The 26,414-nt window shown below is 71.9% G+C and carries 23 protein-coding genes; 15 read left to right on the plus strand and 8 right to left on the minus strand.

All coding sequences use genetic code 11. The features are described 5' to 3' along the window. Positions 1-68 precede the first annotated feature (68 nt). On the minus strand, positions 69-1,091 hold the full coding sequence (locus NLU66_RS04825; RefSeq protein WP_259361810.1) for a LacI family DNA-binding transcriptional regulator: 1,023 nt from the start codon (positions 1,089-1,091) through the stop codon (positions 69-71). A gap of 358 nt (positions 1,092-1,449) precedes the next feature. On the opposite strand from NLU66_RS04825, the gene chvE reads away from it, so the two are divergent. The 10 genes from chvE (at position 1,450) to NLU66_RS04875 (ending at position 13,234) form a co-directional block, all read left to right on the plus strand. Further along, entirely contained in the window at positions 1,450-2,601 is a 1,152-nt protein-coding gene (gene chvE, locus NLU66_RS04830) for a multiple monosaccharide ABC transporter substrate-binding protein (protein WP_259361811.1), read from the plus strand. 71 nt (positions 2,602-2,672) lie between these two features. After that, positions 2,673-4,214: a multiple monosaccharide ABC transporter ATP-binding protein gene (mmsA, locus tag NLU66_RS04835; RefSeq protein WP_259361812.1), complete on the plus strand. Its 1,542-nt coding sequence runs from the start codon at positions 2,673-2,675 to the stop codon at positions 4,212-4,214. Positions 4,215-4,223: 9 nt separating this feature from the next. Then, positions 4,224-5,405, plus strand: coding sequence for a multiple monosaccharide ABC transporter permease (gene mmsB, locus NLU66_RS04840; RefSeq protein WP_137769642.1), 1,182 nt, complete (start codon positions 4,224-4,226; stop codon positions 5,403-5,405). Positions 5,406-5,632: 227 nt separating this feature from the next. Beyond that, on the plus strand, positions 5,633-6,895 hold the full coding sequence (locus NLU66_RS04845; RefSeq protein ID WP_259361813.1) for an ABC transporter substrate-binding protein: 1,263 nt from the start codon (positions 5,633-5,635) through the stop codon (positions 6,893-6,895). Next, positions 6,892-7,887: a carbohydrate ABC transporter permease gene (locus NLU66_RS04850; protein ID WP_259361814.1), complete on the plus strand. Its 996-nt coding sequence runs from the start codon at positions 6,892-6,894 to the stop codon at positions 7,885-7,887. Before NLU66_RS04845 ends, NLU66_RS04850 begins: the two co-directional genes overlap by 4 nt. After that, positions 7,884-8,738 (plus strand): carbohydrate ABC transporter permease, encoded by an 855-nt coding sequence (locus NLU66_RS04855; RefSeq protein ID WP_240811230.1) that lies wholly within the window; start codon positions 7,884-7,886, stop codon positions 8,736-8,738. The genes NLU66_RS04850 and NLU66_RS04855 overlap by 4 nt, the downstream gene beginning before the upstream one ends. Further along, entirely contained in the window at positions 8,735-9,742 is a 1,008-nt protein-coding gene (locus tag NLU66_RS04860) for a glycoside hydrolase family 43 protein (protein ID WP_259361815.1), read from the plus strand. Before NLU66_RS04855 ends, NLU66_RS04860 begins: the two co-directional genes overlap by 4 nt. A 264-nt stretch (positions 9,743-10,006) precedes the next feature. After that, the gene (locus tag NLU66_RS04865) at positions 10,007-11,308 is read left to right on the plus strand and encodes an extracellular solute-binding protein (protein WP_259361816.1); all 1,302 of its coding nucleotides are present in this window, start codon (positions 10,007-10,009) and stop codon (positions 11,306-11,308) included. Positions 11,309-11,333: 25 nt separating this feature from the next. Then, positions 11,334-12,299: a carbohydrate ABC transporter permease gene (locus NLU66_RS04870; protein ID WP_259361817.1), complete on the plus strand. Its 966-nt coding sequence runs from the start codon at positions 11,334-11,336 to the stop codon at positions 12,297-12,299. Beyond that, positions 12,296-13,234 carry a carbohydrate ABC transporter permease gene (locus tag NLU66_RS04875; protein ID WP_259361818.1) on the plus strand — a complete coding sequence of 313 codons (939 nt, stop codon included), beginning with the start codon at positions 12,296-12,298 and terminating at the stop codon, positions 13,232-13,234. The genes NLU66_RS04870 and NLU66_RS04875 overlap by 4 nt, the downstream gene beginning before the upstream one ends. A gap of 69 nt (positions 13,235-13,303) precedes the next feature. Here the strand turns inward: NLU66_RS04875 and NLU66_RS04880 are convergent, their stop codons facing one another. The 4 genes from NLU66_RS04880 to NLU66_RS04895 form a co-directional block, all read right to left on the minus strand. Continuing rightward, entirely contained in the window at positions 13,304-14,779 is a 1,476-nt protein-coding gene (locus NLU66_RS04880; RefSeq protein ID WP_259361819.1) for a glycoside hydrolase family 43 protein, read from the minus strand. 224 nt (positions 14,780-15,003) lie between these two features. Beyond that, positions 15,004-15,579: a dihydrofolate reductase gene (locus tag NLU66_RS04885; protein WP_259361820.1), complete on the minus strand. Its 576-nt coding sequence runs from the start codon at positions 15,577-15,579 to the stop codon at positions 15,004-15,006. Further along, on the minus strand, positions 15,579-16,382 hold the full coding sequence (locus tag NLU66_RS04890; RefSeq protein ID WP_259361821.1) for a thymidylate synthase: 804 nt from the start codon (positions 16,380-16,382) through the stop codon (positions 15,579-15,581). Before NLU66_RS04890 ends, NLU66_RS04885 begins: the two co-directional genes overlap by 1 nt. Positions 16,383-16,400: 18 nt before the next feature. Then, positions 16,401-17,468 carry a LacI family DNA-binding transcriptional regulator gene (locus tag NLU66_RS04895; protein WP_259361822.1) on the minus strand — a complete coding sequence of 356 codons (1,068 nt, stop codon included), beginning with the start codon at positions 17,466-17,468 and terminating at the stop codon, positions 16,401-16,403. A 141-nt stretch (positions 17,469-17,609) separates the two neighbouring features. Here NLU66_RS04895 and NLU66_RS04900 point away from each other — a divergent pair, with 141 nt between their 5' ends. Further along, entirely contained in the window at positions 17,610-19,127 is a 1,518-nt protein-coding gene (locus tag NLU66_RS04900) for an alpha-N-arabinofuranosidase (RefSeq protein WP_259361823.1), read from the plus strand. A gap of 106 nt (positions 19,128-19,233) precedes the next feature. Here the strand turns inward: NLU66_RS04900 and NLU66_RS04905 are convergent, their stop codons facing one another. Further along, the gene (locus NLU66_RS04905) at positions 19,234-20,892 is read right to left on the minus strand and encodes an alpha-N-arabinofuranosidase (protein WP_259361824.1); all 1,659 of its coding nucleotides are present in this window, start codon (positions 20,890-20,892) and stop codon (positions 19,234-19,236) included. 174 nt (positions 20,893-21,066) lie between these two features. After that, on the minus strand, positions 21,067-22,092 hold the full coding sequence (locus tag NLU66_RS04910) for a LacI family DNA-binding transcriptional regulator (RefSeq protein ID WP_259361825.1): 1,026 nt from the start codon (positions 22,090-22,092) through the stop codon (positions 21,067-21,069). Between the two features lie 147 nt (positions 22,093-22,239). On the opposite strand from NLU66_RS04910, the gene NLU66_RS04915 reads away from it, so the two are divergent. Together NLU66_RS04915 and NLU66_RS04920 are read left to right on the plus strand one after the other, a co-directional pair. Then, entirely contained in the window at positions 22,240-22,626 is a 387-nt protein-coding gene (locus NLU66_RS04915) for an ArsR/SmtB family transcription factor (protein WP_259361826.1), read from the plus strand. Continuing rightward, complete coding sequence (locus tag NLU66_RS04920; RefSeq protein ID WP_259361827.1) at positions 22,623-23,120, plus strand: SRPBCC family protein; 498 nt, start codon at positions 22,623-22,625, stop codon at positions 23,118-23,120. Before NLU66_RS04915 ends, NLU66_RS04920 begins: the two co-directional genes overlap by 4 nt. Positions 23,121-23,192: 72 nt before the next feature. On the opposite strand, the gene NLU66_RS04925 is transcribed toward NLU66_RS04920, so the two are convergent. Next, positions 23,193-24,674 carry an MFS transporter gene (locus NLU66_RS04925; protein ID WP_259361828.1) on the minus strand — a complete coding sequence of 494 codons (1,482 nt, stop codon included), beginning with the start codon at positions 24,672-24,674 and terminating at the stop codon, positions 23,193-23,195. A gap of 109 nt (positions 24,675-24,783) precedes the next feature. Here NLU66_RS04925 and NLU66_RS04930 point away from each other — a divergent pair, with 109 nt between their 5' ends. Continuing rightward, on the plus strand, positions 24,784-25,245 hold the full coding sequence (locus tag NLU66_RS04930; RefSeq protein WP_259361829.1) for a MarR family winged helix-turn-helix transcriptional regulator: 462 nt from the start codon (positions 24,784-24,786) through the stop codon (positions 25,243-25,245). Positions 25,246-25,373: 128 nt separating this feature from the next. Continuing rightward, positions 25,374-26,369: an SDR family NAD(P)-dependent oxidoreductase gene (locus NLU66_RS04935; protein WP_259361830.1), complete on the plus strand. Its 996-nt coding sequence runs from the start codon at positions 25,374-25,376 to the stop codon at positions 26,367-26,369. Positions 26,370-26,414 lie beyond the last annotated feature (45 nt).

The raw sequence follows: 26,414 nt of genomic DNA on the forward strand, positions 1-26,414 counted from the left end.
GGCCGAGCGGATGTCAACGTTCACATCCGGGATGGGCAGTGCCCGTGCGGCGGCCGCTCGGAGCGCGCTCAGTGCGTGCGCTCGGGCCGCGTCGAGCGGCGCACCACGAGCCGCGGGAGCAGCGGGGGAGGGCACGCGCCCTCGCCGTCGGCCTCGCCCATGAGCCCCAGCAGATGCCCCAGCGCCACCCGCCCCACCTCGGCGAACGGCTGCGAGACGGTCGTCAGCGGCGGGATCAGGAACTCGGCTCCCAGGGTGTTGTCGAAACCCACCACCGCCATGTCCTCGGGGATCCGCAGGCCGTGCTCGTGCAGCGCGTGGATCACGCCGATCGCCATCATGTCGTTCGCCGCGAAGATCGCCTCGGGCCGGGAGGAGCGCAGCAGCTGCGTCGTCAGCTCGTAGCCGGAGCGCGGCGTCCAGTCCGCGGAGCGCACCACCTCGCCGTCGAGCCCCTGCCCCTCGAGCGCCTCCTCGAAGCCGGTGCGACGCGCGCGGGCGTCGAACCAGCCCTCGGGCCCGGCGAGGTGGACGGCCGATCGCGCCCCCGTGCGCCGCAGGTGCTCGACGATCCGGTGCGCGCCGTGCGCCTGGTCGATGCCCACCACGTCCACGCCGGCCTCGTGCGGCGACTGGGCGGAGATCGCGACCACAGGCACGCTGCCGGAGACCGCCGCGACCGCGGGCGCCATGCCGTCGTGCGCGGCGATGACGAGGATGCCGTCCGCCCCGGAGCCGATCAGCGCGGCGCCGATCTCCTGGGCGTCCGCCGACTCCGGCGGCATCGACGTGAGCACGACCGCGTAGCCCGCCTCGCGGGCCGCGGTCTCCACCGCGGTCGTGGTCTCCGCCGGGCCGAACAGCGAGGAGCCGTCGGTGAGCACGCCGATCAGGGACGAGCGGGAGGTCTTGAGGGCGCGGGCGGCCCGGTTGCGGGTGTAGCCGAGCTCCGTGATCGCCGCGAGCACCCGGTCGCGGGTGTCCGGCCGGACGATCGCGGGCTCGTTGAGCACGCGCGAGACGGTCTGGTACGAGACCCCGGCGCGCGCGGCGACGTCACCCATCGAGGGGCGGCGCGCGGTGCTGCTCATGGCTCCCTCTCCTGACTCGTCCGGTGCTCGGGAATCGCGTTCTGACCAGCGTTGATCCACCGGCCCGTCCCGTCCTGCCGGGGGCGGCCCGCGGTGGGCGTCGTTGCCGATTCGTGACCCGTCGTGCGGGGGATGTGCGACACGTGCCTGGATGTGAACGTTAGCATTCGAGCGGTCCCCGCCACCGTCGGCGGAGCGCCGTGACGGCGCACGGACCACCTGACGGGCCCGGCACGGGCCCAGGCTCCACCGACGCCCCCGGGCGCCGCCCGGCACGGTCGCCGCGCGGCACCGCGAGGAGCACCGGAGGGGCATGACCTGCTCACGGCAGCAGACGGCGAATCAACGAGGAGAAGCCATGTACAACCGCAGAGACTTCCTGGTGGGGGCGACGGCCGCGGCGGCCGTCCTGGGACTGGCCGCGTGCGGCGGCAGCGGAGCCGGCTCCGGCGGCCCCGACACCGACGCCGCCCCGAGCGACCAGACCGTGGGCGTCGCGATGCCCACCCAGACCTACGAGCGCTGGGTCGCCGACGGGAACAACATCGAGAAGGGCCTTGAGGAGAAGGGGTTCACCGTCGACATGCAGTACGCCGACGACGACATCCCCACCCAGCAGCAGCAGATCGACCAGATGGTGAACAAGGGCGTGAGCGCCCTGCTCATCGCCTCGATCGACGGCGCCTCGCTGTCCTCGCAGCTCGACGCCGCGGCCGCGGCCGGGATCCCGGTCATCGCCTACGACCGCCTGCTCACCGACAGCGAGAACGTCGACTTCTACGTCACCTTCGACAACTACAAGGTGGGCGTGAACCAGGCCAACGCGCTGCTGTTCGGCCTGGGGCTGCTCGACGAGAAGTTCGAGAAGGCCGCCGACGCCCCGAAGGGCCCGCTCAACGTCGAGCTCTTCGCCGGCTCCCTCGACGACAACAACGCCCACCTGTTCTGGAAGGGCGCGATCGACACCCTCCAGCCCTACTTCGACGACAAGACCCTCACAGTCCTCTCGGGGCAGATGGACATCGAGCAGGCCGCCACCCAGCGCTGGGAGCAGGAGACCGCCCAGAAGCGCATGGAGAACCTGCTGACCACGCACTACAACGGCGGCGAGGAGCTGGCCGGCGTGCTCGCCCCCGCCGATCCGCTCTCCCGCGGCATCATCAACGCCCTGCAGAACGCGGGCCTGGGCCCCACCCTCGAGGAGGGCCTGCCCGTCGTCACCGGTCAGGACGCGGAGATCGCCTCGATCAAGCTCATCGCCGACGGCGTGCAGTCCTCGACGATCTTCAAGGACACCCGCCAGCTCGCCGAGCAGGCCATCGTCGCCGCGGAGTCGATCCTCAAGGGCGAGGACCCCGAGGCCAACGACACCGAGACCTACGACAACGGCGTGAAGGTCGTGCCCTCGTACCTGCTCGAGGTCCAGATGGTGCTCGAGAGCAACTACAAGGAGATCCTCGTCGACTCCGGCTACTACACCGAGGAGCAGGTGAGCTCCGGCCAGCTCTGAGCCGCAGCCCCGCGATATCCGACGGGGTCCCGGCGCGCCCTGCGCCGGGACCCCCGACCCCAGGAGGTCCCGTGGCCGAGCACATCCTCGAGATGCGGTCCATCACCAAACGATTCCCCGGCGTCGTCGCCCTCAAGGACGTCTCCCTCACCGTCGACGAGGGCGAGATCCACGCCATCTGCGGCGAGAACGGCGCCGGCAAGTCCACCCTCATGAAGGTGCTCTCCGGCGTCGAGCCGGCCGGCAGCTTCGACGGTGAGATCCGCTACCGCGGCCGTCCCGTCAGCTTCTCCGGCGTCAACGACTCCGAGGCCGAGGGGATCGTCATCATCCACCAGGAGCTCGCCCTGGTGCCGCACCTCTCGATCGCGGAGAACATCTTCCTCGGCAACGAGCAGGCCCGGGGCGGCATCATCAGCTGGCACGAGACCAACGCGCGCGCGGCGGAGCTGCTCGAGCGCGTGGGCCTGCGCGAGAAGCCCGTGACCCCCGTGGGCCAGCTCGGCGTGGGCAAGCAGCAGCTCGTCGAGATCGCGAAGGCGCTCACGAAGAACGTGAGCCTGCTGATCCTCGACGAGCCCACCGCGGCCCTGAACGACGACGACTCCGAGCACCTGCTCGGTCTCATCCGCGGGCTCCGCGACGAGGGCGTCACCAGCATCATCATCTCCCACAAGCTCGGGGAGATCGCCGCGGTCGCGGACGCCACGACCGTCATCCGCGACGGCTCGACCATCGAGACCATCGACATGCACGTCCCCGACGAGCAGCGCCCCACGCTCATCCCCCGCATCATCAAGGGCATGGTGGGCCGCGACATCGGGAACCTCTACCCCGAGCGCACCGCGGAGATCGGCGAGGAGGTCCTCCGGATCGAGGACTGGCACGTCGGCCATCCCACGCAGGCCGGCCGCACAGTCGTCGACGGCGCCTCGCTGCACGTGCGCGCCGGCGAGGTCGTGGGCATCGCGGGGCTCATGGGCGCCGGGCGCACCGAGCTCGCCATGAGCGTGTTCGGCCGCTCCTACGGCCGCGACATCACCGGCCGCGCCTTCGTGCACGGCAGGGAGGTGGCCCTGCGCAGCGTCGCCGACGCGATCGACGCCGGCATCGCCTACGTCTCCGAGGACCGCAAGCAGTACGGGCTGAACCTCATCCAGGACATCCGCACCAACGTCACCGCGGCGGCCCTGGACAAGGTCACCCGGGGCGGCTGGATCGACGGCAACGAGGAGATCGCGGTCGCCGAGCGCTACCGCTCCTCGCTCAACATCAAGACCCCGACGGTGATGGCCACCGTCGGCAAGCTCTCCGGCGGCAACCAGCAGAAGGTCGTGCTGAGCAGGTGGCTCTACACGGAGCCCGACGTCCTCATCCTCGACGAGCCCACGCGCGGCGTCGACGTGGGCGCCAAGTTCGAGATCTACACGATCATCAACGAGCTCGCCGCCGCCGGGAAGGCCATCCTCGTCATCTCCTCGGAGCTCCCCGAGGTGATGGGCCTGGCCGATCGCATCTACACCTTGTCCGCGGGCCGGATCACCGGAGAGGTCTCCGCCCGCGACGCCACCCAGGAGCGCCTCATGGAGCTCATGACCATGGAGAGGGAGTGAGCGCGCCTCATGGCCGGAACTTCTGACATCAGGGAGCTGCTGACGCGCAACATGCGCTCGAGCGGCATCTACATCGCGTTCGTGTTCATCATCGTGCTGTTCACGATCCTCACGGGCGGCCAGCTGCTGAGCCCGGGCAACCTCACGAACCTCGTGCTGCAGTACTCCTACATCCTCATCCTCGCGATCGGCATGGTGCTGATCATCGTGGCCGGGCACATCGACCTCTCGGTGGGCTCCGTGGTCGCGCTGACGGGCGCCGTGGCCGCCGTGGTCGTGATCGGGAACGGCCTGCCCTGGTGGGTGGGCGTGCTCGCCGCGCTCGGCACGGGCGCCCTCGTGGGCCTGTGGCAGGGCTTCTGGGTCGCGTTCGTGGGCATCCCCGCGTTCATCGTCACCCTCGCCGGCATGCTGATCTTCCGGGGCCTCACGATGCAGGTGCTCGGCAACGTCTCGCTCTCGCCGTTCCCGCGCGAGTACCAGTACATCTCCGGCGGCTTCCTCAACGGGCTGCTGGGCGGCAACGGCTTCGACGCCTTCACCCTGTTCCTCGCGGCCGCGCTGATCGTCGTCTACGCGGTCCAGCAGTACCGGGGCCGCCTCGCGAAGCTCACGTACAAGCAGCAGGTCGAGGCGCAGTTCCTCTTCTGGATCAAGACCGCGGCCGTGGCGCTCGTGGTCATGGCCTTCGCCTGGCAGCTCGCGCACTCGCGCGGTCTGCCGGTGGTGCTGATCCTGCTCGCCGCGCTGATCCTCATCTACGGCTTCGTCAGCCAGCGCACGATCTTCGGCCGGCACATCTACGCGATGGGCGGCAACCTGCAGGCCGCGCAGCTCTCCGGCGTGAAGACGCGGCGGGTGAACATGTGGCTGTTCGTCAACATGGGCCTGCTCTCCGCGGTCGCGGGCATCGTCTACTCGGCCCGCTCGAACAGCGCCCAGCCGGGCGCGGGCAACATGTTCGAGCTCGACGCGATCGCGGCCGCGTTCATCGGCGGCGCGGCGGTCACGGGCGGCGTGGGCAAGGTCCACGGCGCGATCATCGGCGGCCTGATCATGGCGGTCATGTCCAACGGCATGCAGATCATGGGCATCGACCAGTCCACGCAGTCCGTGGTGCGCGGCGTGGTGCTGCTGATCGCCGTGGCCTTCGACGTCTGGAACAAGAAGCGCTCGCAGTCCGGCGCGTGACCCGTGCGGGGAGCGCTCCCCGCACGGCCCCCTCGGAGCCCGCTCGTCGGCATCGGACCACCCGTGCCGACGGGCGGGCTCCGTCGTGCGCGGATGACGCGCCGGAGTGGCTGGTGACCAGGCGCGACGCGCCGTGACCCGATCGTGACGGCGGAAGCGATGACAACGTGAGAAACTCGCCTCAGCCGCAGGGTCGCGGCAGTGGGAACTCATCAAGGGAGATGGCCATGTCCACGAAGAACCGGATCACCCGACGCAGCGCGTTCGCCCTGGGCGGCGCGGCCATGGCGGCGGCGGGCCTCGCGGCCTGCGGCGGCAACACCGGCGGCCTCACCGGGGGCGGCGGCAGCGACGGCGGGGGCGGGGCGCTCTCGCAGTGGTACCACCAGTACGGCGAGGAGGGCACGCAGCAGGCCGCGAACTCCTACGCCGCGGACTACCAGGGCGCGAAGGTCACCGTGAACTGGGTGACCGGCGACTACGCCACGAAGCTCTCCACCGCCCTGCTCTCCGGCGGCGGGGTCGACGTCTTCGAGAACAACGGCATCGCCGTGGACCAGGCCGAGCAGGGCCGCTACGTGGACCTCACCGACATCATGGAGCCGGCCAAGGGCTCCTTCAACGAGGCCTCGCTGGGCCCCGTGACCATCGGGGACAAGATCTGGGGCGTCCCGATGATCGTGGACCCGCAGCACTTCTACTACCGCAAGTCGCTCTTCGAGGCCGCCGGCATCGAGGTCCCCACGACCTGGGAGGACCTCGTCGCCGCGGCCACCGAGCTCACCACGGACAAGCAGAAGGGCCTGTTCCTCGGGAACAACTTCGACGCGAACGCCTGGGCGATGGTCTGGGCCGCGGGCGGCTCTCCGCTGAACGAGGCGAAGGACGCCGTCGCCTACAACACCCCCGGCTACGCCGAGGGCCTGGGCTCGATCCACACCATGCAGAAGGACGGCGTGCTCCTCACCGGCGCCCCCTCGGACTGGACCGACCCGGCGGCCTTCTCCTCCGGTCTCTCCGCGATCACCTGGGGCGGCTGCTGGGCGCTGCCGGCCCTCGAGGCCGCGCACGACGACATCGGCGTGTTCCCGCATCCGGCCGTCGGCTCCGGCGGCAAGGAGGTCGCCTTCATGGGCGGCTGGAACGCGCAGGTCGCGGGCAACTCGGAGAACATCGAGGCGGCCAAGGAGTTCGTGAAGTGGCTGTGGATCGACCAGACCGAGCACCAGACGGACTGGTCGCTCAGCTACGGCTTCCACATCCCGCCGGTCACCGCGACCGCGGACCAGGCGGAGGCGCTCAAGACCGGCAACGGTCTCGAGATCGCGACCATGGCCAAGGAGATCGGCGTGACCGGCACCCCCGAGTGGACGGGCGCCATGGACACCCCGCGCCTCGACGCCGTCTCGAACATCCTCAAGAACGGCGCCGACCCCGCCGAGGAGCTCGCGAAGGCGGAGAAGGCGAGCAACGAGGCGATGGCGTCGTGAGCGTCCAGGCCCCGGCGCGCGCCCGCGGGCGCGCGCCGGACCGCACCGGCCCCACGCGCATCAAGGGCAACGGCCTCGCCTTCTGGCTGTTCTTCACGCCCTTCCTCGTGGGCCTCGTGGTCTTCACGATCGTGCCCCTGATCTGGGGCGCCACGCTGAGCCTGTTCGAGGCGAAGGGCACCGTGCTGCCCACGGACTTCGTGGGCCTCGCGAACTTCCGCCACTTCCTCGTGGACACGGCCTTCCTGAAATCCCTGCGCACCTTCACCGTCTTCGCGCTGTTCATCGTGCCGGTGACGATGGTCTGCTCCCTGGGCCTCGCGGTGCTCGTCAACGGGCTGCCGCGCTTCCAGTCCTTCTACCGCTCGGTGTTCTTCCTGCCCACGGCGTGCAGCTACGTCGTGGCCTGCGTGGTGTGGCGGCTGTCGCTGTTCAACGGGCTCGAGTCCGGGATCGTCAACCAGATCCTCGGCGCGTTCGGCCTGGACGCGATCTCGCAGTGGCTCTCCGCCTCGCCGTACTGGTGGATCGTGCTGGTCTCGGTGCGCCTGTGGCTGCAGGTGGGCTTCTACATGCTGCTGTTCCTCGCGGGGCTGCAGGCGATCCCCTCGCAGCTCTACGAGGCCGCCGCGGTGGACGGCCTGAGCCCCGGCGGCTTCCGGATGTTCCGTCTCATCACCCTCCCGCAGCTGCGCACGACCTTCGCGGCGGTGCTGCTGCTCCTGCTCATCGCCGCCTTCCAGGCCTTCGACGAGTTCTACAACCTCACCGGCAACAACCCCGAGACGAGGCCCCCGCTCGTGTACCTCTACAACATCGCGCTCGGTTCCCAGCAGGACTTCGGCACCGGCTCGGCGGGCGCGCTCGTGCTCACCGCGATCATGGTCGTCGCCGGCCTGCTGCAGACGGGCCTCCTGGGCTTCGGCAGCAACGACGAGGGCCGCCGGCGGTTCGCCCTGCGGCTGCGCCGCGGCGGGAGGAGCGCACGATGACCGCCCAGATGCACATCGTCGGCTCCGGCCGCCGCAGCACGGGCCTCGTGCTGCGCTACGTGGTCGCCTCGGTGCTCGCGCTCGTCTTCCTCATCCCGTTCTACGCGATGGTGAAGACGGCGCTGTCCACGAACGAGGAGATCTACACGAGCGAGTTCACGCTCTGGCCCGCGCACCCCCAGTGGCAGCGGATCCCGGAGCTGTTCGCCGATCCGCTGTTCCTCGCGGCGCTGCGGAACTCCGCGATCATGGCGGCGGTCTCGACCTCGCTGTCGATCCTCATCGCGGCGCTCGCCGGCTACGCCCTCGCGCGGATCCCGCACCGGGCGGCGAAGCCCATGTTCATGCTGGTGATCATCGTGCTGCTGGTGCCGGCGACCACGGCCTTCGTCCCGAACTTCATCATCGTGGCGAGCCTGGGCTGGATCGGCACCCTGCGCGGCCTCATCATCCCGGGCCTGTTCAGCGCGTTCAACGTGTTCCTGTTCCGGCAGTTCTACCTGGGCTTCCCGCGCGAGGTGGAGGAGGCGGCGTACATCGACGGCGCGGGCTTCTTCCGCACCTTCTTCACGGTGGTCTTCCCCAACACGCTGCCCTTCGCCTCCGCGCTCACGGTGCTGGGGCTGATCGGCTCGTGGAACGCGTTCCTGTGGCCGCTCGTCGTCGCGGGCAACGGGCAGGGGGCGATGACGGTGCAGATCTACCTCTCCTCCTTCCTCACCGCGCAGACCTTCGACTACGGGGGCCTGTTCATGGCGGCGACGATCAGCCTGCTGCCGGTGCTGCTCGTGTTCTTCATCCTCCAGCGGTTCCTCGTGGCGGGCATCGCCGCGACGGGGCTCAAGGGATGAGCGGGCCGACGGCGGGATCCGCCGCGGAGGGCTCCGCCCCGGCGGTGCCGGCGGTGTCAGCAGCGCCAGCAGTGCCGGCAGTGCCCGCGTGGAGCGAGCCGCTCGCGGACCCGGACGTGGTGCGCGTCCCGGGCGGCTGGATCGCCTACGGCACGGGCCCGGTCGAGGACGGCCGGGCCGTGCCCGCCGCCTTCTCCCGCGACCTCGTGACCTGGGAGGGGATCGGTCACGTGCTCGAGGCGCTCGCGCCGGAGGCGGGGGAGTCCTACTGGGCGCCGGAGGTGTGCGAGCGCGACGGCGCCTGGTGGATGTACTACTCCGTGGGCCACGGCGACCGCGGCCACCTGATCCGGGTGGCGCGGGCGGAGGTCCCGCAGGGGCCGTTCCGGGACCAGGGCCTCGTGCTCACCCCGCACGAGCGCTTCGCGATCGACGCCTCCCCGTGCCGCCTGCCCGACGGCCGCTGGTGGCTGTGGTTCGCGCGGGACGTGCTGGACCACGAGCGGCCCGGCACGCACCTCGCGGGCGCGGAGCTGCTGACGCCGACGACCCTCGGCCCCGTGCACGAGGTGCTCGCCCCGTACGCGGACTGGCAGGTCTTCGCCCACGGCCGCGAGATGTACGGGCAGGTGCTGGACTGGCACACGCTCGAGGGGCCGCATGCGGTGCTCGCGGGGGAGCGGCTGCTGCTCACCTTCTCCGGCGGCTCGTGGCAGGGCCCCGGCTATCGCACCGCGTGGGCCTGGGCTACCGCGCCGGAGGGGCCGTGGACGGTGCCCCCGGCGGGGGAGGACGTGCTCCTCGCGACCGACGCCGAGCTCGTCGGCCCCGGTCACGACTCGTGCACCGTGGGGCCGGACGGCACCGCGGTCATCGCGTTCCACGCGTGGGACGCGGCGGGCACGGCGCGCTTCATGCACCTGCGCGAGCTCGAGGTGGACCCGGCGGGTCCGGGGCTGCGCGTGGGCGGGCCCGTCGGCGCCCCGGCGGGCGCGGCCGGGTGACGGCCCGCCCGCGGGGTCGCCGCAGGCCCGTGCGGGAGATCCGCGCGGGTGTTGACCGTCACTTTACAACGATGTAGATTCTCGCACGCGGTGCAGGGACCGCCGTGCACGACGACCGCGCGCGGCTCCCCGCTCGACACGCCGCACCTGACACCCCGCGTCGACCGGGCGGAGCAGCTCGCTCCCCCCACGGCGCCCCACGAAGAGGTGGACACGATGAACCAAGGCTCCCCACGGAGGGCCGCAGGAGGACCTCGTCCTCGCATGACCCGCCGCTCGATGCTCCAGGGCCTCGGCGGCCTGGGCGCCCTCGGCGCGACCGGCTCCCTCGCCGCGTGCGGCAGCGCCGGCGCGCAGGGCGTCGGCGACCTCGCCTACTGGCACCTGCTCTCCGGGCCGGACGGCGTCACCATGACCGAGCTCGTCGACGGCTACACGGCGACCGACGGCGCCCCCGGCGTCAAGCAGACCGTGCTCGCCTGGGGCGCGCCGTACTACACGAAGCTCGCCATGGCCTCCTCCGGCGGCCGCGCCCCGGACCTCGCCGTCATGCACGCCGCGCGCGTCCCGGGCTACGCGCCCGGCGGCCTGCTCGACGAGTGGGACCTCGACCTGCTCGGCGAGTTCGGGGTGAAGAAGGAGGACTTCCCCGAGCTCATCTGGGACAAGATGGTCGTGGACGACAAGCTCACCTGCATCGCCCTGGACTCCCACCCCTTCGTCCTCTACTACAACACCGACATCGCGGACGCCGCGGGCGTGCTCGGCAGCGACGGCCTGCTGCTGCCGACGGACACCCCGGAGGACTTCCGCGAGCTCGCCCTCGAGCTCGGCGCGAAGTCCCCCAGCGGCTACGGCCTCTCCTGGGGCTACCTCGGCGACGGCTCCAACCAGTGGCGCATGTTCTCGACCTACTACACGCAGCTCGGCGGCACGATCGAGCTGCCCGAGGGCGGGACCATGCAGTACCAGGAGGAGCTCGTCGTGCAGACGGCGGAGTGGATCCTCTCGCTCATCGACGGCGAGGTCGGCAACCCCGGCAACGACGGCGGCACCGCGATCTCCGAGTTCGCGACCGGCAGCACCGGCGCCTTCTACGGCGGCGTCTGGGAGTCCGGCAGCTACCGCAACGAGGGCGTCCCCTTCGACATGACCGTCATCCCCGGCGTGTTCGGCGAGCCCGCGGCCTACGCCGACTCCCACTCCTTCGTGCTGCCCCACCAGAGCAGCCCGGACGAGGCCAAGCGCCGCTCCGTGCACGAGATGGTCGCCTACCTCCTGAAGAACTCGATCTCCTGGGCGGGCGCCGGCCACATCCCGGCGTACTCCCCGGTCGTGCAGGACCCGGCCTACGCGGAGCTGATCCCGCAGTCGCACTACGCGGACGCGATCGACCACCTCGTCTACGACCCGCCCGCCTGGTTCACCGGCTCGGGCAGCGACTTCCACACCTACTTCGGCAACGACATGCAGAACGTGTGGGCGCGCCGCACCTCCCCGCTCGAGGGCTGGAACGCCTTCGTCGCCCGCATCAACGACCTGCTCGCCAAGCCGAGCCCGATGTGATCCGCCTCGTCGAAGGAGACGTGAGATGACGACCGCTGACGGCGTGACCGTCCCCCGCACCAGCCCCCGCCCGAACGCCGCCCTCACGGGCGGCCCGATCAGCGAGGGCCGCCGCCGGCGCCGCCGCGCCGAGAACATCCGGGGCTGGGTCTACTGCCTGCCCTTCCTCATCGCCTTCGGGCTCTTCCTCATCTGGCCCACGATCTACGGGCTCTGGATGAGCTTCACGGGCACGAGCCTCGCCGGCACCAAGACCGGCTTCGTGGGCCTCGCGAACTGGACCGAGGCGCTCGGCGACGCGAACGTGTGGACGTCGCTCGCCAACACCGCCGTGTTCACCGTGCTCTCCTCGATCCCGCTCGTGCTCATCGCCATGGGGCTCGCGATCCTGGTCAACGTGGGCCTGCCGGGGCAGTGGTTCTGGCGCCTCGCGTTCTTCCTGCCGTTCCTGCTCGCCTCGACGGTGGTCTCGAAGTTCTGGAACTGGATGTACAACCCGCAGCTGGGCCTCGTGAACACGGTGCTGGGCTGGTTCGGGATCACCGGCCCGGCCTGGCTGCAGGATCCGAGCACCGCGATGATCTCCGTGGTCATCACGACCGTGTGGTGGACCATCGGCTTCAACTTCCTGCTCTACCTCGCCGCGCTGCAGAACATCCCCGACCAGCTCTACGAGGCCGCGAGCCTCGACGGCGCGGGCCGCTGGCGGAAGTTCCGCTCGATCACGGTGCCGCAGCTCGCCCCGACCACCGTGCTGGTGCTCGTGCTGCAGCTGCTCGCCTCGCTGAAGGTCTTCGACCAGATCTACCAGATGACCTCCGGCGGCCCCGGCGGCGATACCCGCCCGGTCCTGCTGTACATCTACGAGGTGGGCTTCACGGGCTACCGCCTGGGCTACGCCTCCGCCATCTCCTACATCTTCTTCTTCCTGATCATCATCGTCTCGCTCGCGTACATGGTGATCTCCTCCCGACGGAGCGTGAAGGCATGAGCGCCGCGAACCCCACCACCAGCCCCGCCCTCCCCGCGACCCGCGGGAAGCGCCGCGCCGACGCCGCCGAGCGCGCCGCGGCGACCACCGCCGCCGGCCGACGACGGCGCCGCACCGACCCCGCCCGCGTGGTCGCCTTCGTGATCCTGCTGGTCCTCGCCCTGGCGTGGCTCGTGCCGGTCCTGTGGGCGGCGCTGACCTCCTTCAAGACGGAGGCCGAGGCGGCCGCGCTGCCGGTGACGATCGTGCCGGAGAGCGGCTTCACGCTCGACGCGTACGTCACCACGCTGACCTCCGGCCAGGTGCCGCGGTGGGCATGGAACAGCCTGCTGACCTCGACCGCGATCACGTTCATCACGGTCGTGATCTCGGCGCTCGCCGGCTACGCGCTCTCCCGCATGGAGTTCGTGGGCCGCAAGGCGATCGTCGCGCTGATCCTCGCCTCGATCATGATCCCGGGGCAGATCCTCATCGTCCCGCTGTTCCAGCTCATGCTCGGGCTGAACCTCGTGGACACCTACTGGGGGATCATCCTCCCGCAGGTGGTCGCGGCGCCGATGGTCTTCATCCTCATGAAGTTCTTCGACCAGATCCCGCGCGAGCTCGAGGAGGCCGCCCTCATGGACGGCGCGAGCCGCCTGCGGATCCTGTGGAGCATCGTGCTCCCGCTGTCGCGGCCGATCCTCGGCGCCGTCTCGATCTTCGTGTTCATCGGCGCCTGGAACAACTTCCTGTGGCCGTTCATCGTCGTCAACGACGCGGACCTCATGACCCTGCCGACGGGCCTGCAGACGGTCATCAGCGCCTACGGCATCCAGTACGCGCAGAACATGGCCCAGGCGATGCTCGCGGCGCTGCCGCTGATCATCGTGTTCCTGTTCTTCCAGCGCCAGATCATCAAGGGCATCTCGACGACCGGCATCGCCGGCACCTGATCCCCGGTCCTCCCAGGCGGCGGCGGGGCTCCCCACGCGGGGAGCGCCGCCGCCGTGCGTCCGGCCCGCTCAGACCTCGCGGCTGCCCCAGAGGGCGCGGCCGTCGGGCCCGAGCACGGTGAAGGTCGGGGTCCAGGCGTCGAGGCCGTCGTGCCAGCCGCGGGTGAAGATCCCGTCGAGGCGCACGCCGTCCAGCTCGATCACGGCTCGCCCGGAGCCCTCCGCGCGCCAGCGGCCCTGCACGGCGCCGGTGACGGTGCCGTCGGCCCCGAGAGTCACGGGGACCGAGTCGGTGACCTCCGCGGAGATCGCGCGGCCGTGGTCCACGAGCTGCCAGTCGCCCACGATCTCGTCGCGGCGCAGGCGGGCCTCGCGAGCGGTCGCGGCGGGCTCCCCGGCGTAGCGGTGCGGGGAGGGGACGAGCCAGCCCGTGCGGGTGAGGTGGAGGCGGTGCACGCGCACCTCGTGCTCCTCGCCGCGGCCCGGGAATCGCGTGTGGAGGATCAGGAAGGACTCGTCGGTCCCCGGCCGGGTCCAGGCGGAGACGTGGCCGGGGGAGACGTAGCCCTGGCCCTCGGCGCCGTCGCGCTGCGTGAAGCGGTGGTTCCCGAGGAGCTTCACGGCGTAGGGCTCGATCGAGGCGTCGTCGAACAGCGGCAGGGAGGGGTCGGAGCGGCACTCGCGCAGGTCCTGCCCGGCATGGTCGAGGTAGGGGCCCTCGACGGAGCGGGAGCGGCCCACGCGCACGTTGTAGCCGCCATCGGCGTCGAGCCCGCCGAAGGTGACGAAGAGGTAGTAGTAGCCGTTCTCCTCGGAGCGCAGGATGTACGGCGCCTCGATGCGGGAGTGGTTCCCGCCCACGAGGTGCACGCCGTAGCCCTGGCCGGGGACGGGCCGGCCGGTCGCGGGGTCCAGCTCGAGCAGGAAGATCCCGCCGGAGTAGGAGCCGTAGACGAGGCGCAGCACGCCCTCGGCGTCGACGAAGGCCTGCGGGTCCACGACGTTCGGGTGCACGAGCGCGTCGTAGATCGTGCCGTCCTCGCTCTCCTGGTCCCACTGGCCCGAGCGCAGGAAGATGCCCTCGTCGCGGTAGGGGCCGGTGATCTCGTCGGCCACGGCGGATCCGAGCGCGGAGCGCGGGGAGCTGCCCTCGCACGCGCAGTAGTACATGCGGAAGCGGCCGTCGTCGGCCCGGTGCACGTCCGGTGCCCAGAGCGTGGTGGTGTTCGCCCATGCGAAGGCCTCGGCGAGCTCGACGGTGACGTCCTCGAAGAGCGGGTTCTCCGGGGTGACCAGATCCGCGACGCCGGTCCAGCGCAGGAGGTCCGGCGTGCGGGCGGCCGCGAGGTGGGAGCCGAAGACGTACAGCTCGTCGCCGGCGGCGACGATCGAGGGGTCGTGCACGGAGATCTCGGCGAACGCGGGGTCGGGGAGCGTGCGCCGTGGTGGGGCGGCGGTCGCGCCCGGGGCGGTCAGGGCCGCGGCCCCGGCGGCGGTGAGGGCGGCGGTCGAGCCGATCAGGGTGCGGCGGGAGAGCGTGCTCATGGTGACTCCTTCGTCGGTCCGGGCCGGCGCCGGTGACGGGGTCGCCGGTGCTGCGGGCCCGGGGGAGGGGTGCGTGCGAGTGGTCGCACGGGGCACTGCGGCAGGACGTCGGCGTCGCTGCCACGAGCAATCTACAACGTTGCAGAAGTGGGGGCCAGGGGTGCCCGGGACACAGGAGGGACGGGTGCCGGCGGAGGGGCGGGCGTCAGGGGGGGGGGGCGGTCTCAGGGGAGGGCGGGGATCGTGCGGCGATGCGTGAGGATCCGGTAGCGCAGGCCGGACCTGCTCTCGTGCCACCCCTCCGCGGGCTCGGAGGCGCGCAGGGTGAGGCCCGCGGGGATCGCGGGGGCGAGGGTGTCGCCCTCGACGTCCAGGTCGATCTCGGTGACGACGAGGAGGTCCGCGCGGTCCATCGCCTCGCGGTACACGCGACCGCCGCCGATCACCCAGATCGTGCCGGGCTCCTCGGCGGCCGCGCCGTCGGCCGCGGAGGCCCGCGCCGCGAGGTCCTCCCGGGCGAGGTCGAGCGCCTCGTCCAGCGAGCCCGCGCGCAGCGCGCCGTCGGCCGCGAAGCCGGGATCGGAGGTGATGACGATGTTCGTGCGCCCCGGCAGGGGCCGGAAGCGCGGCGGGAAGGACTCCCAGGTGCGGCGGCCCATGACGACGGGGGCGCCCGCGGTGGTGCGCGAGAAGTGCTGGAGGTCCTCCGGGAGGTGCCAGGGCATGGTGCCGCCGGCGCCGATCACGCCGCCCCGGGCCTGCGCCCAGATCATGCCGATGCGCGGCGCGTGCTCGGCCATCAGACGGCGACCGGGGCCTTGATCCCCGGGTGGTGCTCGTAGCCCACCACCTCGAAGTCCTCGAACTCGTAGTCGAGGATCGAGTCCGGGCGGCGGGTGATCCGCAGCTGCGGCGGGGCGAAGGGCTCGCGCGCCAGCTGCCGCTCCACCTGCTCGACGTGGTTGTCGTAGATGTGCACGTCCCCGCCGGTCCACACGAAGTCGCCCACCTCGAGATCCGCCTGCTGGGCGACCATGTGGGTGAGCAGGGCGTAGGAGGCGATGTTGAAGGGGACGCCGAGGAACATGTCCGCGCTGCGCTGGTAGAGCTGGCAGGACAGCTTCCCCTCGTGCACCTCGAACTGGAACAGGGCGTGGCAGGGGGCGAGCGCCATGTCGGGGACGTCGGCCGGGTTCCAGGCGGTGACGATGTGCCGGCGCGAATCGGGGTTCGTGCGGATCTGCTCGACGACCTGCGAGATCTGGTCGATGACGCCGCCGTCGCGGGTGGGCCAGCTGCGCCACTGCGCGCCGTAGACGGGACCGAGCTCGCCGTCGGCGTCCGCCCACTCGTCCCAGATGCTCACGCCGCGCTCCTGCAGCCAGCGCACGTTCGTGTCGCCGCGCAGGAACCACAGCAGCTCGATCGCGAGCGAGCGGAAGTGCACGCGCTTGGTGGTGATCAGCGGGAACCCCTCGGAGAGGTCGAAGCGGATCTGACGGCCGAACACGCTGCGCGTGCCGGTGCCGGTGCGGTCCGACTTGTGCGTGCCGGTGGCCAGCACGTCGCGCAGGAGGTCCTCGTACGGGGTCGCGATGTTCATCGGGTCCATTCTCACCCCTCAGGCGGGGAGCGGGGCAGTGCTCTCGCGCACCACGAGGTCGTAGGGCGTCATCACGGTGCGGGGCGGGCCGTCGTAGCCGCCGATCCGCTCGATGAGCAGGTCCAGCACCGTGGTGGCGAGGGCCTGCTTGTCCGGGGAGACGGTGGTGAGCGGGGGAGAGGTGAAGGGGGCGTCGGGCGTGTCGTCGTAGCCGATCACGGCGACGTCCTCGGGCACCCGGCGGCCGTGGCGGCGCAGCCGGGAGAGCACGCCGATCGCGAGGTCGTCGTTGCCGCAGACGATCCCGTCGACCTCGGGCAGGCGCTCGAGCAGGGCGTCGGCGCCGTCGGCCCCGTCCTGGCGGTGCCAGTCGCCCACCTCCTGGACGGTGGCCGCGGAGGGGTCGAGGCCGTGGGCGGCGAGCGCGCGCAGGAAGCCGTCGCGGCGCAGTGTGCCGGAGCTGTGGGGCTGCACGCCGTGCGCGGAGGGGATCGCGCCGAGGAAGGCGAGGCGGCGGCGCCCCTGGTCCAGCAGCAGGGTGGTCGCCTCGAAGGAGGCGCCCTCGTTGTCGATCTTCACGTAGTCGCAGCCGCGGGGCAGCTGCTCGGGGAGGTGCTCGCCGATGAAGACGGTGGGCTGGCTCGTGCGCTCCATGCGCGCGAGCTCCTCCTCCCAGAGCTGCAGCGGGTTGAAGATGACGCCGTCGCCGAGCACCCGCTCGAAGCCCTGGAGCACGGTGCGCTCCGCCTCCGGCCCGGCGGAGGTCGTGTGCAGGACGACGGTGCGCCCGCGGCGCTGGGCCTCGTCGATGAAGGCCTGGGCGATGTCGGAGTAGTAGGTGAAGGTGAGCGAGGGCAGGGCGAGGGTGATGAGCCCGCTCGCGCCCGTGCGCAGCTGCTGGGCGGCGGCCTGGGGGCGGTAGCCCACCTGGGCGATCGCGGCGAGCACCCGATCGCGGGTCGCCTGCTTCACGTAGGGGTAGTCGTTGACCACGTTGGAGACGGTCTTGATGGAGACCTGGGCGATCTCGGCGACGTCGCGCAGGGTCGGGGGACGCTGCGGGAGCGGTCGGGGCGGCGTCGGCATGGGCAGATTCTTGCACCGACCGGCGTGCATTGACGTGCGGGGGCGGACGTGGTGGGATATCTGCAACGTTGTAGAAACGCTCCGCACCCGCGGACGGCACCCCTGTGCCCCCACCCCACTGCAGACAGGATGCGCACACCGATGTCCGCCACCGTCACCCTGACCCTCCACCCCGCGTTCTCGGTCGCCCCCGTGCGCCGGCGCACCTTCGGCGCCTTCGTCGAGCATCTCGGCCGCTGCGTCTACACGGGCATCCACGAGCCCGGCCACCCCACGGCCGACGCCGACGGCTTCCGCGGCGACGTGCTCGAGCTGACCCGCGAGCTCGGCGTGAGCAGCGTCCGCTACCCCGGCGGCAACTTCGTCTCCGGCTACCGCTGGGAGGACGGCGTGGGCCCCGTCGAGGAGCGCCCCGCCCGCCACGACCTCGCCTGGCACTCCACCGAGCCCAACACCGTGGGCCTCGACGAGTTCATGACCTGGGCGGAGAAGGCCCAGGTCGAGCCGATGTACGCCGTGAACCTCGGCACCCGCGGCATCGAGGAGGCGCTCGACGTCCTCCAGTACGCGAACGCCCCGCAGGGCATCGCGCTCTCCGACCAGCGCGCCGCCAACGGCCACCCCGACCCCTACGGCATCCGCATGTGGTGCCTCGGCAACGAGATGGACGGCCCCTGGCAGGCCGGCCACAAGACGCCCGAGGAGTACGCGCGGATCGCGACCGAGACCGCGCGTCTGCTGCGCCAGGAGGACCCGGACCTCGAGCTCGTCGCGTGCGGCTCCTCGAGCTCCTCGATGGAGACCTTCGGCGCGTGGGAGAACATCGTCCTCACCGACGCCTACGACTACGTCGACATGATCTCCGCGCACGCCTACTACGCGGAGAAGGACGGCGACCAGGCCTCCTATCTCGCCTCGGCCGACGACATGGACCACTTCATCGACTCCGTCGTGGCCACCGCCGATCACGTGCGCGCGAAGCTCAAGAAGGACAAGCGCATCATGATCAGCTTCGACGAGTGGAACATCTGGTACCAGCACCGCGCCGAGTCCCGCCCGCCCCAGGGCGACGACTGGCCCGTCGCCCCCGTGCTGCTCGAGGACACCTACAACGCGATGGACGCCGTGGTGTTCGGCAACCTGCTGATCTCCCTGCTGCGCCACAGCGACCGCGTGGCCTCCGCCTCGCTCGCCCAGCTCGTCAACGTGATCGCCCCGATCATGACCGCGCCCGGCGGCCCCGCCTGGAAGCAGACCACCTTCCACCCCTTCGCCCTCACCTCGAAGCACGCGGTGGGCCAGGTGCTCGACGTGCGCCTGACCGCGCCGAGCTTCGAGAACCCCCGGTTCGGCGAGAGCTCCGCCGCGGATTCCGTCGCCACCTGGGACGAGGAGAGCGGCGCGCTCTCCCTCTTCGTCGTCAACCGCGGCGCGGAGGACTCCCTCGCCCTGGACGCCGACCTCACCGGCTTCGGCGACCTCGAGCTCGTCGAGGCCCTCACCCTGCACCACGAGGACCCCTACGCGGCCAACACCCAGGACGCCCCCGAGACCGTGGTCCCCGCGGCCAACGACTCGGTGACCCTCACGGACGGCCACCTCACCGGTGACCTGCCCGCGATCTCCTGGACCCTGGTCCGGCTCGCCCGCCGGGCCTGACCCCCGACGCGGTCCGGCCGGGTGAGCGTCCCCCGGCCGGGCCGACCCCCTGACGCACAGCGGCCGCCCCTCCTGCGAGGGGCGGCCGCTGCGTGCTCCGGCGGGGTCAGGCCAGGTCGAGGCTGATCGTCGCGTAGGACGCCGCGGGCAGCTCGACCTCGAGGCCGCGCGCGTGCGGGCGGATCGTCGTCAGCTCGCGCGGCGCGACGGCATCCGGCGCGGCGGGCGTGTTGTGCGCCGCGGTGGACTCCGCCGCGAGCACCTGCCCGCGGTGCGCGGTGACCTCGGCGCCGCGCAGGTCGAGGACCACGGTGCGGGCCTCGGTCGCGTGGAGGTTCGACAGCGAGATCAGCGCCGAGCCGTCCTTCGTCGAGGCGCTCGCCGAGAGCAGCGGCAGCTCGCGGCCGTCCACGCTCGCCGCGGCCTCCGGCAGCCTCACGTGCACCGGCAGGGCGGCGGCGTCGTGGTGCCCCGCGTTCATCGCGAACACGTGGTACGTGGGCGTGAGCACGAGCGCGCCGGTCTCCGGGTCCGTGAGGATCATGGCCTGGAGGACGTTGACGGTCTGCGCGATGTTCGCCATGAGCAGGCGGCCCGCGTGACGGTGGAAGGCGTCGAAGTGGATCGAGGCGACGAGCGCGTCCCGCAGGGTGTTCTGCTGGTACAGGAACCCCGGGTTGGTGCCCGGCTCGACGTTCCACCAGGTGCCCCACTCGTCGAGCACGAGGCCCACCTTGCGGTACGGGTCGTAGCGGTCCATGACGGTGCTGTGGCGGGCGAGCAGCTCGTCGATGTACGAGGCGCGGGAGAGCGCCGCGTACCACTCGTCCTCGGTGAACTCGGTGGCCGATCCCTTGTCCGTCCAGGGGCCGGTCATCGTGTAGTAATGCAGCGAGACGGCCTGGAAGGGCGCGGGGTCGCCGTCGGCCTGCCGGCCGAGGTCCTCACCCAGGGCGCGCATGAGCACCTCGGTCCAGTGGGTGTCGCCGTCGTGGGCGCCGGCCGCGATGCGGGTGACCTCGTTGCCGGCGTGGTTGCGCACGTACGTCGAGTACTGGCGGGCGAGGTCCGCGTAGGCCTCGGCGGACATGTTGCCGCCGCAGCCCCAGGCCTCGTTGCCGATGCCGAAGAAGGGCACCTTCCAGGGCTCGTCGCGGCCGTTGCTGCGGCGCAGGGCGGCCATGGGGGAGTCGTCGGAGCGGGTGAGGTACTCGATCCACTCGGACATCTCCTGCACGGTGCCGGAGCCGACGTTGCCGTTGACGTAGGCCTCGGTGCCCAGCAGCTCCACGAGGTCCATGAACTCGTGGGTGCCGAAGGAGTTGTCCTCGACGACGTCGCCCCAGTGGGAGTTGACCATGCGCGGCCGCTCCTCGCGGGGGCCCACGCCGTCCTTCCAGTGGTACTCGTCCGCGAAGCAGCCTCCGGGCCAGCGCAGGTTGGGGATCTGCAGGGCGCGCAGGGCGGTGACGACGTCGTCGCGGATGCCGCGGGTGTTCGGCAGCTCGGAGTCCTCGCCCACGAAGAAGCCCTCGTAGATGCAGCGGCCCAGGTGCTCGGCGAAGTGGCCGTAGACGTGGCGGCTGATCGTGTCCCCGCCCTGGTCGAGGTCGACGGTCACCTGCGCGGGGCCGGCGGGCGCGGGCGGCGGGGCCGGGGTGCCCGATGCGCCGGCGGCGCTCGGGGCGGGGGCCTCCGAGGCGGCGGGCGCGGCGAGCGCGGAGGTCAGCGCTGTGGACAGCGAGCGGCGGCGATTGCTGGTCATGGGTGCTCCTGGGAGGGCGGCCGGGGCCGGGCTGAGAGGGGGGTGATGCCTGATGCGGGAGCGCGGGGCCGACGGTGGCCCGCGCGCGTCGGCTCCATCGTGTATCGATACACCGCCAGAGTCAAGAGGGCGACGGGACGTGGGTGAGGCACCTGGTCGAGGCGCGGCCGCGCCTCAGCGGCGCGTGGACTCGCGCTCGACGAGGGTGAAGGGCGCCCGGATCTCGAGGCCGCCGAGCTCCGCGGGGGCGGGGGCGTCGATCCGCTCCTGCAGCAGCTCCACGGCGCGGCGCGCGATCCAGCGGTGGTCGGGGCTGATGGTCGAGAGCGAGGGGAGGGAGAACTCGCCCTCGGGGAGGCCGTCGAAGCCGATCGCGAGCGCGTCCTCCGGCACCCGCAGGCCCCTGTCGGCGAGGCCGCGCACGGCGCCCAGCATGACCGAGTCGGTCACGCCCACGTAGCCGTCCGGGCGCAGACCCCGGTCCACGGAGTCCCGCGCGGCCTCGCGCCCGGCCTGCGCGGTGAGGCCCGCGACCGGGATCAGCATCGGCTCGCCGGCCTCCCCGCCCCAGGCGGCGAGCGCGTCGCGGTAGCCGTCGATGCGACGGGCCAGCGGATCCGTCTCCGGCCAGCCGTCCCCGGCCAGCAGGGCGATCGATCGGCAGCCGCGCTCGAGCAGATGCGTGGTCGCGGCGAACATGCCCTCCTGGTTGGAGAGGGAGATGTGCGCGGTGCCCGTCGGCGCGGGCCGCTCGCCGAGCACGACGACGGGGAGATCCGCGGGCAGCAGGCCGGCGTCCTCCGGGCGCAGCGCGAGCGGGGTGATGATCAGACCGTCGTAGGCGAGGGTGCGGGCGCGCTCCACGGCGGCGACCTCCGCGAGCAGATCCGCCTCGGGGGTCTCCGTGACGAGCGAGAGGCTGTGGCGCCGGGCCTCCTGCGCGATGAGGCCGCCGAGCATCCCGTAGTAGGAGAAGGGGGAGTCGGTGCCCGGGGCGAGCAGGCCGATCACGCCGCTGCGGCCGGAGCGCAGGGTGCGCGCGGAGACGTTCACGCGGTAGCCCGTCTCCCGCACGGCCTCCTCGACGCGGGCCCGCAGCTCGGGGGCGACGCTGGCCTTCCCCCGCAGGACGTTCGAGACGGTCATCGGCGAGACGCCGGCCCGTCGTGCGACGGCCGCCATCGTGATCCGCTGCGCCATCGCGCACCTCCTGCCCGGCCCGTGAGCCTCCAGCGCAGGGTACCGGAGTGCGCCCTCGGGGCCGCGTCGCGCGGCGCAGCCCCGATGCCTTTCGCAACCAGATGGTTGACTACGCGTTCCCGTCGGCGTAGCGTTCTTCTCAACCAGATGGTTGAGGAGGAAGCCGTGGACGCCGAGCAGCTCTCGAGGGCCTTCGCCGCCCTCGCGGATCCCACCCGGCGCGACCTCGTCTCCCGCCTCACCCTCGGCGACGCCGCCGTCGGCGAGCTCGCCGCCCCCTATGACATGTCCCTGCAGGCCGTGAGCAAGCACCTCACGGTCCTCGAGCTGGCGGGCCTCGTGACCCGCCGGCGCGACGCACAACGCCGCCCGGTGCACCTCGAGGTCGAGGCGCTCGGGGAGCTGACCGACTGGATCGACCGTCACCGCACCGCCGCCGAGGCCCGCCTGTCCCGCCTCGACGCGCTGCTGCAGGACCCCGCCGTCGGCGCCGATGCCGACGCCGTCATCGAGACCGAGGAGCATCCGTCATGACCACCGCCGCCCGCAGCGCCGACCACCCCGCCGCCACCATCGAGGCCGATCCCGACCTCCCGCTGATCCGCATCACCCGCGACTTCCGCGCCTCGCCCGCGCGGATCCTCCAGGCCCACACCGACCCCGAGCAGTACGCCCGCTGGTGCGGGCCGCACAGCCTCGACACCCGGATCGACCGCTGGGACGCCCGCACCGGCGGCTCCTGGGCCTTCACGAACATCGACCGGGAGAGCGGGGAGGAGTACTCCTTCCATGGCAGCTTCCATGACGTCGACGAGGCCCGCATCGTCCAGACCTTCACCTTCGACGGCTACCCCGAGGGCGTCTCGCTCGAGACCATGCGCCTCGAGGACCTCGGCGACGGCCGCACCCGGATGCACTCCACCTCGCTCTTCGACTCCTTCGAGACCCGCGGCATGATGCTCGAGTCCGGGATGGAGGTCGGGGTGCAGGAGGGCTACGAGAAGCTCGACGCGCTCCTCGCCGGCTGACGTCACCCACGCGACGAGGCCCCGATCCGCCGGTGGTGGATCGGGGCCTCGTCGTGTGCGGGGTGACCGGGCTCAGGAGCCGGCGACCGCCGGCTCGGCGGCCGGGGCGAGTGCCTCGGTGCCGGTGGCGCCGTCCTCGTCGCGGGGCCGCGTCGAGATCGCCAGGGTGACGGCCGCGGCGCCGAGGCCCGCGACCGCGCCGAGGGCGAAGCACACCTTGAAGGCGGTCACGGTGGGCAGCTCGGTGCCGCCCAGGGTGGTGGTGATCGAGGTGAGCACGATCGCCATGACGGCGCCCGCGATCGTCGTGCCCATGGAGCGCATGAGGGCGTTCACGCCCACGCCGGCCCCGGCCTCGGAGGCGGGGGAGTTCTCCATGATGAGCGTGGGCATGGCCGCGTAGGCGATGCCCACGCCGGCGGAGGAGATGCACGAGGCGAGCATGAGCTGCCACGGCGCCGCGGTGAGGAAGAAGGCGACGGCGTAGCCCGCGGCGAGCACCGTCATGCCGGTCGCGAGGGTGATGCGGCCGCCGAGGGCGGTGAGCATGCGGCTCGAGATCGGGGTGAAGGCGAGCATCATGAGCCCGGCGGGCGCCATCCACAGGCCCGCCTGGAGCATGGTCTGGCCCAGGCCGTAGCCGGTGGCCTCGGGGGCCTGCAGGAGCTGCGGGACCACGATGGACTGCGCCATCATGCCGAAGCCGGCCATGAGTGCGGCGATGTTCGTGAGCAGGATCGGCCGGCGGGCCGTCGTGCGCAGGTCCACGAGCGGGTTCTCGCGGGTGACCTCGAAGCGGCCCCAGAGCAGGAGCACGACGACGCCGCCCAGGATCGCGCCGATGGTCGCGGGGCTGGTCCAGCCCCAGTCGTTGCCCTTGGAGACGCCGACGAGCACGGCGACCACGCCGACGGCCATGCCGAGGGCGCCGATCACGTCGAGCTTCCCGGACTGCGCAGCGGGGCGGTGGGGCATGACGACGATCGTCGCGACGACCATGACGAGCGCGAGGACGCTCGCGAGCCAGAACAGGGCGTGCCAGTCGTAGGACTGCGCGATGCCGGCGGCGATCGGCAGGCCGAGCGCGCCGCCCACGCCGAGCGTGGCGCTGATGCCGGCGACGGCGGTGTTGCGCAGGTGGGGCGGCATGAGCTCGCGCACGAAGCTGATGGCGACGGGGATGTAGCCCATGGCGAAGCCCTGGAGCGCGCGGCCCACGAGGACCGGGGCGAGGGAGTCGCCGAGGGCGCAGGTCAGCGAGCCGATCAGCAGGATGATCGCGGAGACCACGAGGACGGGCTTGCGGCCGTAGAGGTCCGCGAGCTTGCCGGTGACGGGCATGGCGACGCCGCCCGCGAGCAGGGTCGCGGTGACCACCCAGGCGGCGTTGGAGCCGGAGGTGCCGAGCATCGTGGGCAGCTCGGGCTGGATCGGGATGACGAGCGACTGCATGAGCGCCGCGCACAGGCTGGAGAAGCCGGCCACGAGCAGGATCAGCATCGGGTGGCGGACGCCGCCGGAGGGCGGCGCGGGCTGTTCGGGCTCGGTGGGCATGGGCACCTTCCGGGGGAGGATCGAAGCGATGTGTAAACTACACATCGAGCGATATGCAGATTACATAGAGTGGGTCCGCACCACAACACACCGTGAGGAGAGGAACGCGATGGGAACCAGGAAGAGCGTCGCCACCGGAGCGGGTGTCGAGCGCGGCCGCCGCCTCGCCGGCATGTACGCGCTGCTCGAGCGGCACCGCCGCCACCACCAGCAGAGCATGGAGCTCGGCACCGCGGACCTGCGGATCCTCTGGCTGCTCTCCGACGGCGACCCCCGCACGCTCAAGGAGATCGCCCAGCAGCTGAGCCTCGAGCAGTCCACCGTGAACCGCCAGGTCAACGCCGCCGTGGTCGCCGGCCGGCTCGAGAAGGTGCGTCCTGAGGAGGGCGGCCCCTACCGGGTGCTGCGCACGGACGCGGGGACCGAGGTCTTCGAGCGGGACGTCCAGCTCTCCCTCGGCGCCTACGAGGAGGCGCTCGCCGCCCTCGGCGACGAGGACGCCGAGCAGCTGCTCACCCTCATGGACCGCTTCCTGGAGGCCTACGGCGATCTCGCCGGCGAGCGGTCCTGAGCCCCCGCGTACTGCGCTCGCAGTACCGGAACCACCGCGATCGGCAGATGCCGCCGCCGCGGCCCCGCAGAACACTGGCTTCACCCGAGAGACGCCGCCTTGGCGGCACCGAGAGAGGACCTGGACATTTGGATGCGACGACGCCCCTCACCGGACGATCGACGATCGAGCAGTGGCTCGCGAGCCCCGTGGGCGGCCCGCTGCTGCGCGGCCTGCTCGAGCAGGGCGGGATCGACGAGTCGAGCCTCGCCCCGGCCCGGCAGCTGCCGCTCGCGAACCTCGTCGAGGCGAGCCGCGGCCGCTTCACCCAGGAGGTCGTCGACCAGCTCGTGCGCGGCGCCAACGGCGGCGAGCTCGTCGAGGAGGAGGCCCCCGCCCCCACCGCGCAGCGCTTCACCGGGCGGACGACCGTCGTCACCGGCGCCGGCTCGGGGATCGGCCGCGTGACCGCCCGCCGGATCCTCACCGAGGGCGGCCGCGTGATCGCCCTCGACATCAACGCCGGCGCCCTCGCCGAGCTCGCCGCCGCGCACCCCGAGGGGACCGTGGTCCCCGTGACCGCGGACGTCACCACCGCCGAGGGCATCGACGCCGTGCTCGCCGCGACCGACGGACCCGTCCACGGCCTCGCCAACGTCGCCGGCATCACCGACGGCCACCGCCCCCTCCACGAGACCGACGACGACGTCTGGGGCCGGGTCATGGCGGTCAACGTCGACGGCCCCTTCCGCCTCATGCGCGCGCTCGTGCCCGGCATGCTCGAGGAGGGCGGCGGCGCGATCGTCAACGTCGCCTCCGAGGCCTCCCTGCGCGGCAGCGCCGCCGGCACCGCCTACACCGTCTCCAAGCACGCCGTCGTGGGCCTCACCCGCAGCGCCGCCTTCCTCTATGCGCCCCAGGGCATCCGCGTGAACGCCGTGGCGCCGGGGCCCGTCGCGACCGGCATCGAGGGCACCTTCGCCTCCGAGTTCTCCCGGGCCCGCCTGGGGCCGTTCCTGCAGATGATCCCGCCCGTCACCGATGCGGACACGCTCGCCTCCTCGATCGCCTGGCTGCTCAGCGACGACGCCCGCAACGTGAGCGGCGTGATCCTGCCCTCCGACGGCGGATGGTCGGTCCAGTGACCGCGGAGCCCGAGAGGCTCCGTGCGCCAGCGGGAGATCGAGATG

The organism is Brachybacterium sp. NBEC-018, assembly GCF_024860185.1.
Classification (GTDB): Bacteria; Actinomycetota; Actinomycetes; order Actinomycetales; family Dermabacteraceae; genus Brachybacterium; species Brachybacterium rhamnosum.

Excerpts from the sequence above, each read along its gene's own strand:
- NLU66_RS04825 (WP_259361810.1), bottom strand. The coding sequence starts at position 1,091 with ATGAGCAGCACCGCGCGCCGCCCCTCGATGGGTGACGTCGCCGCGCGC.
- chvE (WP_259361811.1), top strand. The coding sequence starts at position 1,450 with ATGTACAACCGCAGAGACTTCCTGGTGGGGGCGACGGCCGCGGCGGCC.
- mmsB (WP_137769642.1), top strand. The coding sequence starts at position 4,224 with ATGGCCGGAACTTCTGACATCAGGGAGCTGCTGACGCGCAACATGCGC.
- NLU66_RS04845 (WP_259361813.1), top strand. The coding sequence starts at position 5,633 with ATGTCCACGAAGAACCGGATCACCCGACGCAGCGCGTTCGCCCTGGGC.
- NLU66_RS04855 (WP_240811230.1), top strand. The coding sequence starts at position 7,884 with ATGACCGCCCAGATGCACATCGTCGGCTCCGGCCGCCGCAGCACGGGC.
- NLU66_RS04860 (WP_259361815.1), top strand. The coding sequence starts at position 8,735 with ATGAGCGGGCCGACGGCGGGATCCGCCGCGGAGGGCTCCGCCCCGGCG.
- NLU66_RS04865 (WP_259361816.1), top strand. The coding sequence starts at position 10,007 with ATGACCCGCCGCTCGATGCTCCAGGGCCTCGGCGGCCTGGGCGCCCTC.
- NLU66_RS04870 (WP_259361817.1), top strand. The coding sequence starts at position 11,334 with ATGACGACCGCTGACGGCGTGACCGTCCCCCGCACCAGCCCCCGCCCG.
- NLU66_RS04875 (WP_259361818.1), top strand. The coding sequence starts at position 12,296 with ATGAGCGCCGCGAACCCCACCACCAGCCCCGCCCTCCCCGCGACCCGC.
- NLU66_RS04880 (WP_259361819.1), bottom strand. The coding sequence starts at position 14,779 with ATGAGCACGCTCTCCCGCCGCACCCTGATCGGCTCGACCGCCGCCCTC.
- NLU66_RS04885 (WP_259361820.1), bottom strand. The coding sequence starts at position 15,579 with ATGGCCGAGCACGCGCCGCGCATCGGCATGATCTGGGCGCAGGCCCGG.
- NLU66_RS04890 (WP_259361821.1), bottom strand. The coding sequence starts at position 16,382 with ATGAACATCGCGACCCCGTACGAGGACCTCCTGCGCGACGTGCTGGCC.
- NLU66_RS04895 (WP_259361822.1), bottom strand. The coding sequence starts at position 17,468 with ATGCCGACGCCGCCCCGACCGCTCCCGCAGCGTCCCCCGACCCTGCGC.
- NLU66_RS04900 (WP_259361823.1), top strand. The coding sequence starts at position 17,610 with ATGTCCGCCACCGTCACCCTGACCCTCCACCCCGCGTTCTCGGTCGCC.
- NLU66_RS04905 (WP_259361824.1), bottom strand. The coding sequence starts at position 20,892 with ATGACCAGCAATCGCCGCCGCTCGCTGTCCACAGCGCTGACCTCCGCG.
- NLU66_RS04910 (WP_259361825.1), bottom strand. The coding sequence starts at position 22,092 with ATGGCGCAGCGGATCACGATGGCGGCCGTCGCACGACGGGCCGGCGTC.
- NLU66_RS04915 (WP_259361826.1), top strand. The coding sequence starts at position 22,240 with ATGGTTGAGGAGGAAGCCGTGGACGCCGAGCAGCTCTCGAGGGCCTTC.
- NLU66_RS04920 (WP_259361827.1), top strand. The coding sequence starts at position 22,623 with ATGACCACCGCCGCCCGCAGCGCCGACCACCCCGCCGCCACCATCGAG.
- NLU66_RS04925 (WP_259361828.1), bottom strand. The coding sequence starts at position 24,674 with ATGCCCACCGAGCCCGAACAGCCCGCGCCGCCCTCCGGCGGCGTCCGC.
- NLU66_RS04930 (WP_259361829.1), top strand. The coding sequence starts at position 24,784 with ATGGGAACCAGGAAGAGCGTCGCCACCGGAGCGGGTGTCGAGCGCGGC.